This is a genomic window from Serratia sp. NA_13 (assembly GCF_052691735.1).
Genome location: NZ_JBQZFV010000006.1, coordinates 1 through 17,021 on the forward strand (window position 1 = coordinate 1; position 17,021 = coordinate 17,021).

Genomic DNA, 17,021 nt, shown 5'->3' on the forward strand with positions numbered 1-17,021 from the left:
GGCGGCATTGGCCGCCTCTTCATATCCCCGCGCTTAAAGGCGCTTCCTTTGCTGCTCCTTATTTGCTGACGCGATCGTAATAGACCATGTCGGCATTCAGACCCTGTTGATAGCTTTTGACGTTATCGCGCAGCACCACTTCGGTTTTTGCCTGACTGATAAACACATACGGCGAGTTGCGTTGCAGTTCTTGCTGCATGGTAGTGTACAGCGCGGTGCGCTTGGCGGGATCGGCTTCGGCCACCGCCGCCAGCGTTTGCTGGTTCAACTGTGGGATCTGCCAGCCGTTGAGGCCTGCGACCGTGCTGGTCTTGCCGTCGTTATAGGCGAAGGCGCTGGCATTGGAGTGGGCGTCGAAATAGTCCGGGATCCACAAACGGATAGCGGCCTGATGCTGGCGGGAGCGCACCTGTGAATAGACCTGACTACCGGTGGCCGGCAGCAGTTCCAGTTTCACACCGCCCTCGGCAAAGCTGGCCTGCAACGCCTGGGCGATGGTGATAAACGGCGTTTTCGCCGCCAGAATGCCACGGTAGAGTCTTTGTCGGCGGCTGACAAAGGCCAATCGGCTCTTTGATATGCTTAAAATATATTAGACGGAAAAGGCGGGGGGACGCAGCATGCTGGATCACTGCGCCCCGGCAATGCAGATTAAAATGTTTCGCTCAGGGTGGCGACCATCACCGCCTTGATGGTGTGCAGACGGTTTTCCGCCTGATCGAACACCACGCTGTGCGCGGACTCGAACACTTCATCGGTAACTTCCATGCCGCCGTGCAGTCCGTATTGTTCCGCCATCTGTTTGCCGAGGGTGGTTTGGTCGTCGTGAAATGCCGGCAGGCAATGCAGGAATTTGACGTTCGGGTTACCTGTCAGTTTCACCATCGCCATATTGACCTGATAGGGTTTCAGCAGCGCGATCCGCTCCTGCCAGGTTTCTTTCGGTTCGCCCATCGACACCCATACGTCGGTGTACAGGAAGTCCGCGTCATTCACCCCTTCGGCAATATCCTCGGTCAGGGTGATCTTGGCCCCGGTCTGTTTGGCTAATGCCTGACACTCTGCCACCAGCTCCGGCTGCGGCCAGCAGGCCTTCGGAGCCACCAGACGCAAATCCATCCCCGCCAGTGCGGCGGCTTCCAGCAGAGTGTTGCCCATATTGTTGCGGGTATCGCCGAGGTAGGCGAACTTCACCTCGCTCAGCGGCTTGCCCGGCAGTTGTTCCTGCACCGTGAGCAAGTCAGCCAGCAATTGGGTTGGGTGGAACTCATTGGTCAGCCCGTTCCACACCGGCACGCCGGCATGCTGGGCCAGGGTTTCCACCAGATGCTGGCCGTAACCGCGGTACTGAATACCGTCATACATCCGGCCCAGCACGCGGGCGGTGTCTTTCATCGATTCCTTGTGGCCAATCTGGCTACCGCTCGGGCCGAGATAGGTGACCTGAGCACCCTGATCGAAAGCGGCAACTTCGAAAGAGCATCGGGTACGGGTCGAGTCTTTTTCGAAGATGAGCGCGATGTTTTTGCCCTGCAGGTGGCGTACTTCCTTGCCTTGCTTCTTGGCCTGCTTCAAATCGGCCGACAGTTTCAGCAGCGCCTGCAGTTGTGCCGGGGTGAAATCCATTAACCTCAGGAAGTGACGTTTGTAGAACGGGTTTATGCTACTCATAGGCGTATATCCTTACCTCTCAAATTGAATTTAAATTCACTTTATATGTATGAATATTCAAATTCAACCCCGCAGTGGAAATCTTTCACGTTTATCGTGGAAGCAATGCCGACGGTATGTGAAAATAGGCGCAATACAGGCCATTTGACTTGAGGATATAGGCATGGCAAACAGCGAACAGCTAGACGAACAACGTGAAGAGACCCGCCTGATCATCGAAGAACTGCTGGAAGACGGCAGCGATCCAGAGGCGCTCTACACCATCGAACACCATCTCTCTGCCGAAAAGTTTGAAGTGCTGGAGAAAGCCGCTGTCGAAGCCTTCAAGTTAGGCTTTGAAGTGACTGACGCCGAAGAGCTGGAAGTGGAAGACGGTAGCCTGGTGATGTGTTGTGACGTGATCAGCGAAGTGGGTCTGAACGCCGAAGTGATCGACGCTCAGGTCGAGCAACTGGTGGCGCTGGCGGCACGTTGCGGCGTTAACTACGACGGCTGGGGCACCTACTTCGAAGATCCGAACGGTGAAGAAGGTGACGATGATGAAGAAGAAGGTGACTTCATCGACGAAGACGACGACGGTAAACGCCATTAATTAACTCTGTGGGCCAACATCCGTTGGCCCCTGATAAGAACACATGAAATACCAATCCCTGCTAGCCCCGATTTTAAACTTCCTGCACTGTGAAACCCCAGACGCCTGGATTGACGCTGCGCGCCGCCCGGAAAACCTGCCGCTGTTGCTGACTGACCATATGGTTTGCGAGCTAAAAGCCGCACAGACCGGCATGTGGCTGATCCGCCGCTACGTGGCTGACAAGGAGAGCGGTGACGCGCTGCTGGCGTTACTCAGGCCCTACGAGGCATTTTTGCATGAAGCGCAGGGCCTGCCGGAAGCGCTGTTCCAGCAGAACAATTTCACCCGCAAGATCCTGCCAAAAAATGGCTCGGCCTACGGCCAGGATCTGGCGGACAGAATGGTGCTGCTGATCAAAGAAGAACTGCATCATTTTTCGCAGGTGCTGGAGATCATGCTGGCACGGCAGATCCCGTATAAGAAAATCACTGCCAGTCGCTATGCCAAAGGTATGATCCGTGAGATCCGCACCCACGATCCAGCCACGCTGATTGATAAACTGATTTGCGGCGCTTATATCGAAGCACGTTCCTGCGAACGTTTCGCCCGCCTGGCACCGCACCTGGACGACGAACTAAACCGCTTTTACGTTTCGTTGCTGCGCTCCGAGGCGCGTCATTACCAGGACTACCTGACATTGGCCGAACAGATAGCCGGTGGCGATATCAGCGAGCGGGTGGCCCACTTTGGCCGCATAGAAGCGGCGCTGATCCAAACCCCGGACAGCGAATTCCGCTTCCACAGCGGCGTGCCTGCCATCGCCTGATTGCCGTGCGCCTGTGGATAATTTTATTCCGGCGCGCCCAGCAGCAAATCCACCGCTTTTTCCGCCAGCATGATGGTCGGCGCATTGGTATTGCCACTGGGCACCTGTGGCATCACCGAGCAGTCGATCACCCGCAACCGTTCAAATCCGTGTACCCGTAGTTGTAAATCCGTCACCGAGTCCTGCGGGGATTGGCCCATGCGGCAACTGCCCACCGGGTGATACACCGTTTTGCAGAAGTTACGCACGAACTCCTCCAGTTGCGCTTCGTCATTCAGCCACTCCGGCTGTGGCATCAGCAGATCTTTGATGAGCGGTTTGAGGGCGGCGGTTTGTAGAAAACGCAGGCCGAACTTCACCGCGCGTACGCTGCCGGCCAGATCTTCCGGATGACCCAGATAGTTGGCGTGCAGCTTCACCGGATTTTTGGGATCGCGGCTGCGGAGCAGCACTTCACCGCGCGCCTTGGGTTGCAGATAGCCAACCTTGAGCGTGAAGCCGTGGATATTGGGCAGCGGTTCACCGGGCACCTCGTCCCAGCTGTCGAGCATCGGCAGGAAGTGGATCTGCACGTCCGGCCGGCCGTCGCCCAGGCTGTCGGTGAAGGCGGCCCCTTCCAGCACGTTGGAGCTCAATACGCCGCTGCGAAACGCCAGCCATTGGCTGCCGTGGCGTAGCGCCTGCAGGCCGCGATCGGCACCGTACAAACTGATCGGCTCGTGGGTACTGACGTTGATCGACATATGCAGGTGATCGTGAAAGTTCTTGCCGACCGGCAGATCCGCCAGCGGTTCGATACCCAACTGTTGCAGGTGTTCGCGTGGCCCGATGCCGGACAGCATCAGGATTTTCGGCGATCCTACCGCGCCGGCGCTGAGGATCACTTCCTGGGCTGCATGGGCCGTGACCTCGGCACCGCCGCTTTGGCTATACACCACGCCAGTAGCGACGTTGTTGTCGAATACCACCCGGTGTACCAGCGCATTCAGTTTCACCACCAGCCGTTGTTCATTTCGTACGGCTTTCAGATAAGTGCGTGCGGTGCTGGCGCGTTCGCCGTTGTGGGTGGTGGTTTGGTAGAAACCGACGCCGTGCTGGCTGTCGCCGTTGAAATCGTTGCGATAGGGCAGATCAAGCTCCTGACCGGCGCGGATGAACGCCATGCTGAGCGGGTGACGGTAGCGGTTCTCGCTGACCGGCAGCAACCCCTCGCCACCATGATAGCTATCCGACAGGCTTTCGTTGGCCTCGGCGCGTTTGAAGTAGGGCAGTACGTCCTGATAGCCCCAGCCGACGCAGCCATAGCGTTCGGCCCACTCGTCGTAATCCTGTCGCTGGCCGCGAATATAGATCATGCCGTTGACCGAGCTGCTGCCGCCCAACACCTTGCCCTGGGCTATCTGCATGCGGCGATTATTGGCATGCGGCTCCGGCTCGGTTTCATACGGCCAGCTTTTTTTGGCGATGATCTTCGCCACGCCGGCCGGCATCTTGATGAACAGGTTATTGTCGTCGCCGCCGGCTTCCAGCAGCAGTACCCGCGCCTGGGTGCGGCGGATCAACTGCGCCGCCAGTACACAGCCGGCAGAACCGGCACCGACAATGATGTAATCAAAAGCGTTTTCCGACATGACTGCTCCCTGTGCGATTGCGGCATGAGCCGATGTTGGCAGAGTAGCGCAAGCGGGCGGCGGGTCAATTTGTAATCATTAATTTGTTAATAAATATCACAAAAAATATTTTTATTTTCTATCATGTTAATGATTTTTATGGATAAAAAATAACGTAACCATGTTAATTATTTTTCGTAATATTTCTGCGGGTACAGGCTGAAGGGAAAAAATGCGTGATATAAACAAAGGGCGCATTGTTTCTTAAAGGAATATTAATTATGAGACTTATCCGAGCAGGAAAGAGAGTGTCAGAGCAAAAATGCTGCTATATGATGCGCCAATCTATTATCGGATAAGATATTAAGAAATATGGAAATTTCGATTAATAAATCTAATTATTTAAAAGGGATTGCCATCATTCTGATGTTAATCCACCACCTGTTTGCCTACCCAAGCCGTATTAGCCCGGATATCCCGATTTATCATATTGTTAACAGTGTCGATATTGAGATGTTTGTTGGCCTGTTCGGCAAGATTTGCGTGTCGATGTTCCTGTTTTTATCCGGCTACGGGTTCTCGCTAAAAAAAGAAGTTACGTTTAAATATATCTGGGGCAAGCTGAAGAACTTATATATCAGCTATTGGATAGTGCTGTTTATCTTTGTGCCAATTGGCATCATTTTCTTTCCGGGCGAAAGATATTCTCTGTCGCCGTCGCTGTTTTTCGAAAACCTGATGGGCATAAAATCCACTTATAACAGCGAGTGGTGGTTCTTTAAACTCTACGTGTTGTATGTGCTTTCTTTGCCGTTGTTATCGCGGCTGAATATTGGCCCGTTGCTGGGGCTGCTGTTTCTGGCGGCGCTGTGCGGCAAGGGGCTGCAGTATGTTGACTGGGCACCCGAGGTGTTGATCGAATATTGCACCTGGTTGCTGCCGTTTGGCTTCGGTATGGTGTTTGGCCGTAGCCAGAAAATGGCGCCGAGCTTGTGGCTGGTGAAACTGATTGCGGTCCTGAGCCGTACCCATCCGCTGATCTTGCTGATGGTGACGGTGGCGGTATTTATCGTCGCCCATAATCCTGGGCTGCTGCTGGTGACGCCGCTGTTTATTATTGCGCTGATGAATACGGCAGATGGCCTGGGCAGTTGGGTGAACCGGGTGGTGGGCGAGTTGGGCAGGCATTCGATGTACATGTGGCTGACCCACAGCTTCTATTGCTATTACTTCACCCAGAAGCTGATCTTTGCGCCACGCTATACGCTGCTGATCCTACTATTGTTAATTGCCGTATCCTACCTGACCAGCCTGGTGCTGAGCCAGATTGAGTTGGCTATCAAGGGCGGGGTGACGGAGAGGGTGCGATCCCAGTAGGGACGCTGCATGCTGCGCCCGCTATTACCGCGGGCGCAGTAGCAAGATTACAGTGTCTTCAGCATGGTGACTTCGCAGTCGACGTGGCCGGTGGTGCCCATCGGCTGGTCGATATGCTCAAAGCCCAAATGCTCATACAGGCCGATAGCCTGGGTCAGACTGGCGGTGGTTTCTAAATAACAACAGCGGAAACCCTGTTGACGGGCGAACTCCAGTGCCTGCAGCGCCAGGCGTTTTGCCAAGCCCTGGCCACGTAAAATTGGCAGGAAATACATTTTCTGCAATTCGCAAATATCCACGTCACCGCCCTGCAGCGGCGCAACACCGCCACCCCCGGCAATCTGGCCGTCGACTTCTATCACCCAATAAGCGCTGCGAGGCAGGCTGTAGAGCTGATACAAGACGTCCAGATTGGGGTCGGAAACGGTATAGCCTTTGTCCGCCGTCAAACCGTGTTCGGCAGAGACTTCGCGAATGACATTGGCAATAGCGGCATTATCGTCAGCCGTTATTGGGCGCACCAGAAGACGTACTGGGGTTGCTGTTGTCATGTTTACACTCGCCATAAAAAGAACCTTAGTGGTTCCGAAATTTCATTTTTGTTGCAGACAAAAACGCGCCGGAGTTTTATCCCGGCGGCGTCCATGCAGCATTAATATACCCGTCATCTTTCAAGTTGCAGCGTTGTTACCTGCACTCGCTCACCTAGCTGCAACTTGAAAGCTATAGGGTAGCCTTTGTAATAACATCTTAAGCGGGCCAGATGCAACGGCGATAAAAAAACAGCGGGGAAATCCCCGCTGTTTCAGACTGATGACAAACCTCATTTCTACCCAGAGCGAGTAGAGGCCGATAAATAAAAATCAGGAAAATCAATTTATTGATTTTCGGCTGCTCACCACAAAGCAGGAAAAACCACGCTTTTTCCTGCTTTGTCAGCAACCTAAAACAGCGGGGAAATCCCCGCTGTTTTCAGCTGTTGCAGTGAACCGACAGATTACAGCGCGGCGATGGTTGCCTGCTGTTCCTGCAGCTTCACTTTGCCTTCTTTGCAGGCAGTCAGACGTTCGCGCTCTTTGGCGACTACGGCTTCTGGCGCACGCGCCACAAAGCCTTCGTTAGACAACTTGCCTTCGATCGAAGCGATTTCTGCATCCAGCTTGCTCATCTCTTTCGACAGACGCGCGATCTCGGCGTCCTTATCGATAAAGCCGGCCATAGGGATCAGCAGCTCGGCACCGTCCACCAGTTTGGTGACAGATAACGGGCCTTTGTCACCGGCAGGCAGCAGGGTGATCGACTCCAGACGTGCCAGACGCTGAATAAAGCTCTGGTTCTCCTGCACGCGGCGCTCTGCGTCTGCATTGCAGTTGCGCAGCAGCACTTCCAGCAGTTTGCTCGGGGCGATGTTCATCTCGGCACGAATGTTACGCACCGCGGTGATCGCCTGCTTGATCCACTCGAGATCGTTCAGCGCTTGCGTATCTTCCAGCGCGGCGTCGTACTCTGGGAACGGCTGCAGCATGATAGTGTCTGCGGTTTCGCCGGTCAGGGTTTTCACGCGCTGCCAGATGGTTTCGGTAATGAACGGGATCACCGGGTGCGCCAGGCGCAGCAGGGCTTCCAGCACGGTGATCAGCGTATGGCGGGTGCCGCGCTGTTCCGCTTCGCTGCCGTTAGTCACGACCGGCTTGGTCAGCTCCAGATACCAGTCACAGAACTGGTTCCAGGTGAACTCGTACAGAATGTTGGCCGCCAGATCGAAGCGGTAGGTGTCCAGCGCTTCGCGGTATGCCTTCACCGTACGGTTGAATTCAGCCAGGATCCAGCGGTCCGCCAGCGACAGCACTTTCTCGCCGCCGTTAAAGCCACAGTCCTGGCCTTCTGCGTTCATCAACACAAAGCGGCTGGCGTTCCACAGCTTGTTACAGAAGTTGCGGTAGCCTTCCAGACGCTTCATGTCCCAGTTAATGTCACGGCCGGTGGAAGCCAGAGCCGCCAGGGTGAAGCGCAGAGCGTCGGTACCGTGCGGTTCGATACCGTTCGGGAACTGCTTTTCGGTGCGCTTGCGGATTTTTTCCGCCAGCTGTGGCTGCATCATGTTGCCGGTGCGTTTTTCCAGCAGGTCTTCCAGCGAGATGCCGTCAACCATGTCCAGCGGGTCGATCACGTTACCCTTCGACTTGGACATTTTCTGCCCTTCGTCATCGCGGATCAGGCCGGTCATGTAGACAGTCTTGAACGGAACCTGTGGCTTACCGTTTTCATCTTTCATAAAGTGCATGGTCAGCATGATCATGCGCGCAATCCAGAAGAAGATGATGTCGAAACCGCTGACCATCACGCTGGTCGGGTGGAAGGTTTTCAGCGCGTCGGTTTGCTCTGGCCAGCCCAGGGTGGAGAAGGTCCACAGGCCGGAAGAGAACCAAGTGTCCAGCACGTCTTCGTCCTGGTTCAGCACCACGTCAGGGCCCAGGTTATTCTCGCTACGCACTTCTTCTTCGCTGCGGCCAACATAGACTTTGCCGTTCACGTCGTACCAAGCCGGGATACGGTGACCCCACCACAGCTGACGCGAGATACACCAGTCCTGAATGTCGCGCATCCAGCTGAAGTACATGTTTTCGTACTGCTTCGGCACGAACTGGATCTCGCCTTGCTCAACCGCTTCCACCGCGACTTTCGCCAGCGGAGCGGTACGCACGTACCATTGGTCGGTTAGCATAGGTTCGATCACCACGCCGCCGCGGTCGCCGTAAGGCACCGTCAGGTCGTGTGGCTTGATTTCTTCCAGCAGGCCCAATTCTTCAAAGGCGGCGACGACCGCTTTACGCGCCGCGAAGCGCTCCAGACCACGGAACTGGGCCGGGATCTCGTTGCAGTAGTCGGTGCAGATTTCGCCCAGGGTGTTGAACACTTCCGCTTCCTGACGGATATCGCCGTCGAAAGTCAGGATGTTGATCATCGTCAGGCCGTGACGTTTACCGACTTCGTAGTCGTTAAAGTCGTGCGCCGGGGTGATTTTCACGCAGCCGGTGCCTTTTTCCATATCGGCGTGTTCATCACCGACGATGCGGATACGGCGGCCAACCAGCGGCAGAATAACTTCTTTGCCGATCAAATCTTTGTAGCGCGGGTCTTCCGGGTTTACCGCTACGCCGGTATCACCGAGCACGGTTTCCGGACGGGTGGTGGCGACCACCAGGTAATCTTTGCCCTCGGCGGTTTTGGCACCGTCGGCCAGCGGATAGCGCAGGTGCCACATGGAGCCTTTGGATTCGCGGTTTTCCACTTCCAGATCGGAGATGGCGGTGCGCAGTTTCGGATCCCAGTTCACCAGACGCTTGCCACGGTAGATCAGATCTTCTTTGTGCAGACGAACAAACACTTCGCGTACCGCGTTGGACAGGCCTTCATCCATGGTGAAGCGCTCGCGCTCCCAGTCCACGGAGTTGCCCAGACGGCGCATCTGACGGGTGATGGTGCCGCCGGATTCGGCCTTCCATTGCCAGATTTTGTCGATGAACGCATCGCGGCCATAGTCATGGCGGGTTTTGTTTTCTTCTGCGGCGATCTTGCGCTCAACCACCATCTGGGTGGCGATACCGGCATGATCGGTACCGGCTTGCCACAGGGTGTTTTTGCCCTGCATGCGCTGGTAACGGATCATGGTGTCCATGATGGTCTGCTGGAAGGCGTGGCCCATGTGCAGGCTGCCGGTGACGTTCGGCGGCGGGATCATGATGCAGAAGCTTTCCTGGCTGGTATCACCATTTGGCTTGAAGTAACCCTGGTTTTCCCAGTGATCGTACAGCTTCTGTTCGATCTCTTTCGGGTCGTAGGCGGTATCGAGGTGACTGTTTGTCTTTTCCATTTTATATCGTTGTTCAGTGAGTTGGCGGCGTGGCCGTGGTCAGATGGAAGCCGACGCTGCGATAAGCTTTATATCGGTCGCGCGCCAACTGTTTTAAGGTGTCTTCGTATGGGACGAAGTCTACCACTTCATGGAAAGCAGTAGCAAAATCTGCAAACTGCGGCAGCAGGGCAATCAGCAGGTCACGCGGGGCGTTGCCGCGTTTGCCGGGCCAGCACAGTTCAACCGGGGCGCCATAATGCGGGCCTTCACCGGCCAGGTTGTGTGGCACGAACTGGTGCGGATCGCGCTGCCATAGCGCTTCGTCCAGCCGTTGGGCCTGTTCCTGGCTTTCGCAGGCGATCAACACCCGTTTGCCGGAACGGAAGCTGTTGGCAGCAACGGCGCAGGCCACGGCCTCATGCGCGCTGAGCGCACCTGCCGGTTCCGCGTGTTCGATAAGATAGAACGTTGCCTGCTTCATATAACCCCTTCATCTTTCAAGCTGCAGCTGTGTTGGCTGCCCTCCCTCACCCCAGTCACTTACCGGTGTAAGCTCCTGGGGATTCTCTCGGTTGCCGCCTTGCTGCAACTCGAAAGCTATCGGGTTTATAAAATTGCGCACCATTACTAAAAATACAAGGGTACAGCATGCTGTACCCTTGAGGGATTATACCTGAATTACCGCTCAGATTTAATCGTCGCCGTTCAGGCCTGCACGGTTGAGCAGGAACTGCGCCAGCAGCGCGACCGGGCGACCGGTTGCGCCTTTGGCCTTGCCGGAACGCCAGGCGGTGCCGGCGATATCCAGGTGCGCCCAGCTGTACTTGCGGGTAAAGCGCGACAGGAAGCAGGCTGCGGTGATAGCACCACCTGGACGGCCACCAATGTTCGCCATATCGGCAAAGTTGGAGTCCAGCTGCTCGTAGTACTCGTCGGACATCGGCAAGCGCCACGCGCGGTCGCCGGCCTGTTCGGACGCGCCGATCAGTTCGTGCGCCAGCGGGTTGTGGTTCGACATCAGGCCCGTGATGTGGTGGCCCAACGCGATCACGCAGGCACCGGTCAGGGTGGCAACGTCAATCACCAGCTCTGGATCGAAACGCTCGACGTAGGTCAGGGTGTCGCATAGCACCAGGCGGCCTTCGGCGTCGGTGTTCAGCACCTCGACGGTCTGACCGGACATGGTGGTCAGCACGTCGCCCGGACGATAAGCGCTGCCGCCCGGCATGTTTTCACAACCGGCCAGCACGCCGATCACGTTCAGCGGCAGGTTGAGTTCTGCCACCACACGCATCACGCCGTACACGGTGGCTGCACCACACATGTCGTACTTCATCTCGTCCATGCCATCGGCAGGTTTGATCGAGATGCCGCCAGCATCGAAGGTCAACCCTTTACCCACGAGCACGATCGGCTTAGCATCTGGGTTCGGATTGCCCTTATATTCCATCACCGACATCAATGACTCGTTGCGCGAACCTGCACCAACCGCCAGATAGGCGTTCATCCCCAACTCTTTCATCTGTTGTTCGCCGATGACGCGGGTGGTGATGTTGGTGCTGAAAGCGTCCGCCAGTTGACGAGCCTGCGAAGCCAGATAACCGGCGTTACAGATGTTCGGCGGCATATTGCCAAGATCTTTCGCGGCTTTAATGCCTGAAGACACCGCCAGACCGTGCTGGATCGCACGTTCACCGCTGGTGAGTTCACGACGGGTCGGCACGTTGAACACCATTTTACGCAGTGGACGACGCGGCTCCACTTTGTTGCTTTTCAGCTGATCGAAGGTGTAAAGCGTTTCTTTAGCGGTTTCTACCGCCTGACGCACCTTCCAGTAAGTGTTACGGCCTTTCACGTGCAGCTCAGTCAGGAAGCAGACCGCTTCCATGGAGCCGGTATCGTTAAGGGTATTGATGGTTTTTTGAATCACCTGTTTGTATTGGCGTTCATCGAGCTCGCGCTCTTTGCCACAGCCAATTAACAGGATGCGTTCGGAGAGAATGTTAGGTACATGGTGCAGCAGTAACGTCTGCCCGACTTTACCTTCCAGTTCGCCACGGCGCAGCAAAGCGCTGATATAACCATCACTGATTTTGTCGAGTTGTTCTGCGATAGGGGACAAGCGGCGCGGTTCGAAAACGCCGACTACAATACAGGCACTGCGCTGTTTTTCCGGGCTACCGCTTTTTACACTGAACTCCATGCACTCTCCTGAATCTTAAAGACAAAGGCGGACGCTACGGCTAGAATGACGCACTCCGTAACGATCTCCGGCCATCGAGTTAACTAACTATGTTAACCTGAACGGCGTAAATTGCTCTGTTTTGGCGACTATAAGCAAGTTCCTATAGGACACCCAAATGCTAGATGTTGTAATACTATTTTAGCTGTGTCTGTTGCCATATGATGAGAATAAATGGCGGATTAGCGATGAAACTATCGATTTTCCTGCAAAAAGACAAGTTTTCACAGGCGTAATAAGCGTGATCATCATAAGATATCTGGTACGGGAAACGCTAAAGAGCCAAATCGCTATCCTGTTCATCCTGCTTCTGATCTTCTTTTGTCAGAACTTAGTCAGGGTGTTAGGTGATGCGGTGGACGGCGATGTCCCGACAAATTTAGTTCTTTCTTTGCTCGCATTGGGTGTGCCGAAGATGGCGCAGCTAATCCTGCCGTTAAGCCTGTTTCTTGGCTTATTGATGACGCTTGGGCGGCTGTATACCGACAGCGAAATCACCGTGATGCATGCCTGCGGGCTGGGTAAACGCACCCTGATCATCGCGGCCATGGTATTGGCACTTTTCACCTCCGTTATTGCGGCGGCCAACGTGTTCTGGGTCGGGCCCTGGGCCTCGCGCTATCAGGACGTGGTGGTTTCCGAGGCCAAAGCCAACCCAAGCATTGCCGGGCTGGCAGAAGGGCAGTTCAAGACCTCGCAAGACGGCAACGCGGTGCTGTTTATCGGCAACGTTAAGGGCAGCACCTTCAACAATGTGTTTCTGGCGCAACTGCGGCCGAACGGCAACCAACGCCCATCCGTGGTGGTGGCCGAACACGGCCAGATCAACCAATTGAAGGATGGATCGCAGGTGGTGACGCTGGATAAAGGCACTCGCTTTGAAGGCACTGCGATGCTGCGTGACTTCCGTATTACCGACTTCAACGACTACAAGGCGGTGGTCGGCCACCGTGCGGTCGCCGTGGACGGTAATCAGGCCGAGCAGATGTCGATGAAGACGCTGCTGGAGTCTGACGATCCGGACGCACTTGCCGAGTTCCACTGGCGCCTGACGCTGGTTGTGTCTGTGGTGCTGATGGCCTTGCTGGTCGTGCCGCTCAGCGTGGTGAACCCACGACAGGGCCGCGTGCTGAGCATGCTGCCGGCTATCCTGCTGTATTTGATATTCTTCCTGCTGCAGACCTCGCTGCGTTCTAACGCCGGTAAAGGCAAGTTGGACCCGATGCTGTGGCTTTGGCTGGTCAACGCCCTGTACTTTGCGCTCGCGCTGGCGCTGAACCTGTGGGATACCGTGCCGATGCGTAAGCTGCGCGCACGCCTGAGAGGAGCGGCCTGATGTTTGGTGTTTTAGACCGATATATCGGTAAGACGATTTTCAACACCATCATCATGACGTTGTTCATGCTGGTGTCGCTTTCCGGCATCATCAAGTTCGTCGACCAGTTGCGCAAAGTGGGCCAGGGTGACTATACGGCACTGGGCGCCGGGATGTTTACCCTGCTGAGCGTGCCGAAGGACATCGAGATCTTCTTCCCGATGGCGGCCTTGCTGGGCGCACTGCTCGGGCTGGGGCAACTGGCGACACGCAGTGAACTGGTGGTGATGCAGGCGTCTGGTTTTACCCGCATGCAGATCGCCGGATCGGTGATGAAAACCGCCATTCCGCTGGTGCTGTTGACCATGGCGATTGGCGAGTGGGTAGCACCGCAGGGCGACCAGATGGCGCGCAACTACCGTGCACAGCAGATGTACGGTGGCTCGCTGCTTTCCACCAAGAACGGCCTGTGGGCGAAAGACGGTACTGACTTTATCTACATCGAACGTGTTGCGGGCGAGAAAGAGCTTTCCGGCGTGAATATCTACCACTTCAACGACCAGCGCAGGCTGGAGACGGTGCGTTATGCCGCCAGCGCCAGTTTTGAAGACGGCGTATGGAAGCTTTCGCAGGTGGATACCTCTGACCTGACCAACGAAAAGCAGGTCACCGGCACCCAAACCCTGACAGGCGAATGGAAAACCAACCTGACCCCGGACAAGCTGGGTGTGGTCGCGCTGGACCCAACCTCACTCTCCATCAGTGGCTTGCACAACTATGTGAAGTACCTGAAACAGAGCGGCCAGGAAGCCAATCGCTATCAGCTGAACATGTGGAGCAAGGTATTCTCGCCGCTTTCCGTTGCGGTGATGATGCTGATGGCACTGTCGTTCATCTTCGGGCCGCTGCGCAGCGTACCGATGGGCGTACGCGTGGTGACCGGTATCAGCTTCGGCTTCCTGTTCTATGTATTGGACCAGATATTCGGCCCGTTGAGTTTGGTGTACAACATGCCGCCGGTACTGGGCGCGTTGCTGCCAAGCATACTGTTCTTGTTGATCAGCGTGTATATGCTGCTAAAACGCAAGTAGCGGAACGAGAGCGTTGATTGAGAAGGGTGCAGCCAGCGATGACTGCGCCCTTGCTGTTTCTGGCGGTTATAACACCCAGTCCAGCACCACCACGCCGCATAGGCTGATGGCCCAGGCAATCGTGGTAGGTACCGACCACACCATCATCTGCTGACGGACATCGGTGATCCCCATCATACGGTTAACGACCCAGAACATGCTGTCGTTGAAATAACTGAAGAACAGCGCTCCCAGTGTGGCAGCCTGCGCGGCTGCCAGCATATTGATACCTGGCAATTGGCTGATTATGGGGGCGGAGATGGACGCGGCGGTGATCATTGCTACAGTGCCAGACCCCTGGATCACCCGCACCAGCGTGGCGATCACAAATGGGATCAGCACCGGCGAGATCGGCAGATTAGCGACGTGTTGGGCCAACTGGGTACCTGCGCCGCTTTCGCGCAGCACCGCCCCTAATGCACCGCCGGCACCGGTCACAAGCAGAATGATGCCTGCGGTTTGTAGCCCTTCCTCCAACCTTTCCAGCGTGGTGTTTTTGTCAACCTTCGGCATTAGTGTGTACACCGCCAGCAGTGTGCTGATCGCCAGTGCAATCATCGGCGCGCCGAGGAAGGCGAACATTTGCCCCCAGAGGCTGTCAGGCAGCCAGCTCAGCCCGTCGGTTTTTGCCAGCATGTTGTTCAACGCATTGATGAAAATCAGCACTATCGGCGCGACAATCGGCAGTAGCGATAAGCCCAGCCCCGGCAACGACTTACCTTCTTTTTCCGCCAGATAACGCTGGTGCGCAGCCTGTAAATCTTGCGGTTCGTCATCAAACCCCGCCGGCTGAAAATCGGGGTAGCGCTTACCCAACCAACGGGCATAGAACACCACGCCGATCACGCAAGGGATCGCCAGCACCAGCCCAGCCAGCATCATCGCCCCAATATCCACCCCGAAAATGCCCGCTACCCCGAGCGGACCTGGCGTTGGCGGCACTGCATGGTGAGTGATGATTAAGCCCCCGGCCAATGCCACACCGAGCGTCAGCACGTTACGTTTACCTTTCTTTGCCAGCGCTTTCACCAACGGGTAGAGGATCACAAAAGCGGAGTCGACAAAGATCGGGATACTGACGATATAGCCGGTGATGGCAAGCGCCCATTCCTCGCGCCGTTTGCCCAGCCACTTGATAAAGCTGTAGGCGATCTGCTCTGCGGCGCCGGACACTTCCAACACCCGGCCCATCATCACCCCCAAACCAATGACAATGCCGATACTGCCGAGCGTAGAGCCGAAACCTTTACTGATGGCTTCTACCGTTTGCAGCGCGCCCAGACCGCCGCTGATACCGGCGATAGAGGCGGCGATCAGCATCGCCAACAGCGCATGCACCCGGGTACGTAGCACCAGAAAAATCAGCACAAACACGGCCACCACCAGCCCGATGATTGGAGTATAGAGCGCCATAATCAACCCTCTCCTTGCGACATGTCGTTACGGATAAAGGCACGGATCACCTGCTGGAAGGATTCATTGGTGCTAAAGCCGAGAGCAAGTGCGCGCTGCGTATCAAAATTGCTGGGCCAACCGGCGACAATGCGGTTGATGCGCTCGTCTTTCTCAAAGCGAACGCGGGCGCTGACCTGTTCACCGGCCACTTCGCGCAGTGCATCTAACATGTGCTGCACCTTGATGCTGATGCCGGGTAGATTGAGGGTGTGCGTTGTGCCAAATGCGCTCAGGGGCAGGGTAGCTGCGTGGATGAGATTGCGCACAACCGTCCCGGGGCTGGAGAGCCACAGTGGCAGTTCCGGCGAGACAGGACAGACGGCGGTTTCCCCTTGCAGGGGTTCGCGGATGATGCCGCTGGCGAAGGACGAGGCGGCCTGATTCGGTTTGCCCGGACGCACGCTGATGGTCGGCAGGCGCAGCACCCGGCCGTCGACAAAGCCCTTGCGTGTATAGTCGTTGACCAGTAGCTCACACATCGCCTTTTGTGCGCCGTAGGAGGACTGTGGTGCGACTGCACAGCCATCATCTACCACTGGGGGTAATTCACCGCCGAACACCGCCAATGAACTGCTGAAGATCAATCGTAGCGCAGGTGCATGTTGGCGCGCAGCCTCCAGCAGGTGGCGGGTGGCATCGAAGTTAACCTGCATGCCGAGATCAAAATCATTCTCTGCGTGGCTGCTGACGATTGCCGCCAGGTGAAACAGCACCGAACAGCCGCTGTCGATCAGGCTATTTGCTGCCTGCGGATCGGTAAGATCGATCGCCAAGCAACGCACTCGTGGGTCATTGCCCGGTGCTTGCGGCAGGTGGATGTCGGCCAGCACCAACTGACTGACGGTAAGAGGACTCTCGTTTTGCAATAACGCCTTGGCCAGCCGCTGGCCCAAAAAGCCCGCGCCGCCGGTAATAATTATCTTCATGTTGTGATCCTTTTGTCCTGTAGGGGGGGTTGTTAGCTG

13 protein-coding genes and 1 pseudogene are annotated in these 17,021 nt (G+C 56.0%); 5 read left to right on the plus strand and 9 right to left on the minus strand.

Going from position 1 to position 17,021, the window contains the following annotated elements:
* Positions 1-58 precede the first annotated feature (58 nt).
* Positions 59-514: pseudogene (locus tag ACUTSU_RS10935) on the minus strand (ABC transporter substrate-binding protein); the annotation flags it as partial.
* Positions 515-651: 137 nt separating this feature from the next.
* Positions 652-1,671 (minus strand): ornithine carbamoyltransferase, encoded by a 1,020-nt coding sequence (gene argF, locus ACUTSU_RS10940; protein WP_445651217.1) that lies wholly within the window; start codon positions 1,669-1,671, stop codon positions 652-654.
* A gap of 163 nt (positions 1,672-1,834) precedes the next feature.
* Here argF and rraB point away from each other — a divergent pair, with 163 nt between their 5' ends.
* Both rraB and miaE read left to right on the plus strand, forming a co-directional pair.
* Positions 1,835-2,263, plus strand: a complete 429-nt coding sequence (rraB, locus tag ACUTSU_RS10945; RefSeq protein WP_135314920.1) for a ribonuclease E inhibitor RraB — start codon at positions 1,835-1,837, stop codon at positions 2,261-2,263.
* Between the two features lie 43 nt (positions 2,264-2,306).
* Positions 2,307-3,071 (plus strand): tRNA isopentenyl-2-thiomethyl-A-37 hydroxylase MiaE, encoded by a 765-nt coding sequence (gene miaE / locus ACUTSU_RS10950; protein WP_445651218.1) that lies wholly within the window; start codon positions 2,307-2,309, stop codon positions 3,069-3,071.
* 23 nt (positions 3,072-3,094) lie between these two features.
* Here miaE and ACUTSU_RS10955 read toward each other — a convergent pair whose 3' ends face one another.
* Entirely contained in the window at positions 3,095-4,702 is a 1,608-nt protein-coding gene (locus ACUTSU_RS10955) for a GMC family oxidoreductase (RefSeq protein ID WP_445651219.1), read from the minus strand.
* A 351-nt stretch (positions 4,703-5,053) separates the two neighbouring features.
* Here ACUTSU_RS10955 and ACUTSU_RS10960 point away from each other — a divergent pair, with 351 nt between their 5' ends.
* On the plus strand, positions 5,054-6,058 hold the full coding sequence (locus ACUTSU_RS10960) for an acyltransferase family protein (RefSeq protein WP_445654149.1): 1,005 nt from the start codon (positions 5,054-5,056) through the stop codon (positions 6,056-6,058).
* Positions 6,059-6,105: 47 nt separating this feature from the next.
* Here the strand turns inward: ACUTSU_RS10960 and ACUTSU_RS10965 are convergent, their stop codons facing one another.
* The 4 genes from ACUTSU_RS10965 to pepA all read right to left on the minus strand — a co-directional run bounded on the left by ACUTSU_RS10965 (position 6,106) and on the right by pepA (position 12,117).
* Positions 6,106-6,609 (minus strand): GNAT family N-acetyltransferase, encoded by a 504-nt coding sequence (locus ACUTSU_RS10965; protein WP_445651221.1) that lies wholly within the window; start codon positions 6,607-6,609, stop codon positions 6,106-6,108.
* A gap of 446 nt (positions 6,610-7,055) precedes the next feature.
* Positions 7,056-9,932, minus strand: a complete 2,877-nt coding sequence (locus ACUTSU_RS10970) for a valine--tRNA ligase (RefSeq protein ID WP_445654150.1) — start codon at positions 9,930-9,932, stop codon at positions 7,056-7,058.
* Positions 9,933-9,945: 13 nt separating this feature from the next.
* The gene (locus tag ACUTSU_RS10975) at positions 9,946-10,395 is read right to left on the minus strand and encodes a DNA polymerase III subunit chi (protein WP_445654151.1); all 450 of its coding nucleotides are present in this window, start codon (positions 10,393-10,395) and stop codon (positions 9,946-9,948) included.
* A gap of 210 nt (positions 10,396-10,605) precedes the next feature.
* Complete coding sequence (pepA, locus tag ACUTSU_RS10980; protein ID WP_445651224.1) at positions 10,606-12,117, minus strand: leucyl aminopeptidase; 1,512 nt, start codon at positions 12,115-12,117, stop codon at positions 10,606-10,608.
* A 280-nt stretch (positions 12,118-12,397) separates the two neighbouring features.
* Between pepA and lptF the strand changes: the two genes are divergently transcribed.
* Positions 12,398-13,492: an LPS export ABC transporter permease LptF gene (gene lptF / locus ACUTSU_RS10985; RefSeq protein WP_445651225.1), complete on the plus strand. Its 1,095-nt coding sequence runs from the start codon at positions 12,398-12,400 to the stop codon at positions 13,490-13,492.
* Entirely contained in the window at positions 13,492-14,562 is a 1,071-nt protein-coding gene (gene lptG, locus ACUTSU_RS10990) for an LPS export ABC transporter permease LptG (protein WP_445654152.1), read from the plus strand. Before lptF ends, lptG begins: the two co-directional genes overlap by 1 nt.
* A 66-nt stretch (positions 14,563-14,628) precedes the next feature.
* Here the strand turns inward: lptG and ACUTSU_RS10995 are convergent, their stop codons facing one another.
* Together ACUTSU_RS10995 and denD are read right to left on the minus strand one after the other, a co-directional pair.
* Positions 14,629-16,014 (minus strand): GntP family permease, encoded by a 1,386-nt coding sequence (locus ACUTSU_RS10995; RefSeq protein ID WP_445654153.1) that lies wholly within the window; start codon positions 16,012-16,014, stop codon positions 14,629-14,631.
* A gap of 2 nt (positions 16,015-16,016) precedes the next feature.
* Positions 16,017-16,982 (minus strand): D-erythronate dehydrogenase, encoded by a 966-nt coding sequence (denD, locus tag ACUTSU_RS11000; protein ID WP_445654154.1) that lies wholly within the window; start codon positions 16,980-16,982, stop codon positions 16,017-16,019.
* Between the last annotated feature and the right edge of the window lie 39 nt (positions 16,983-17,021).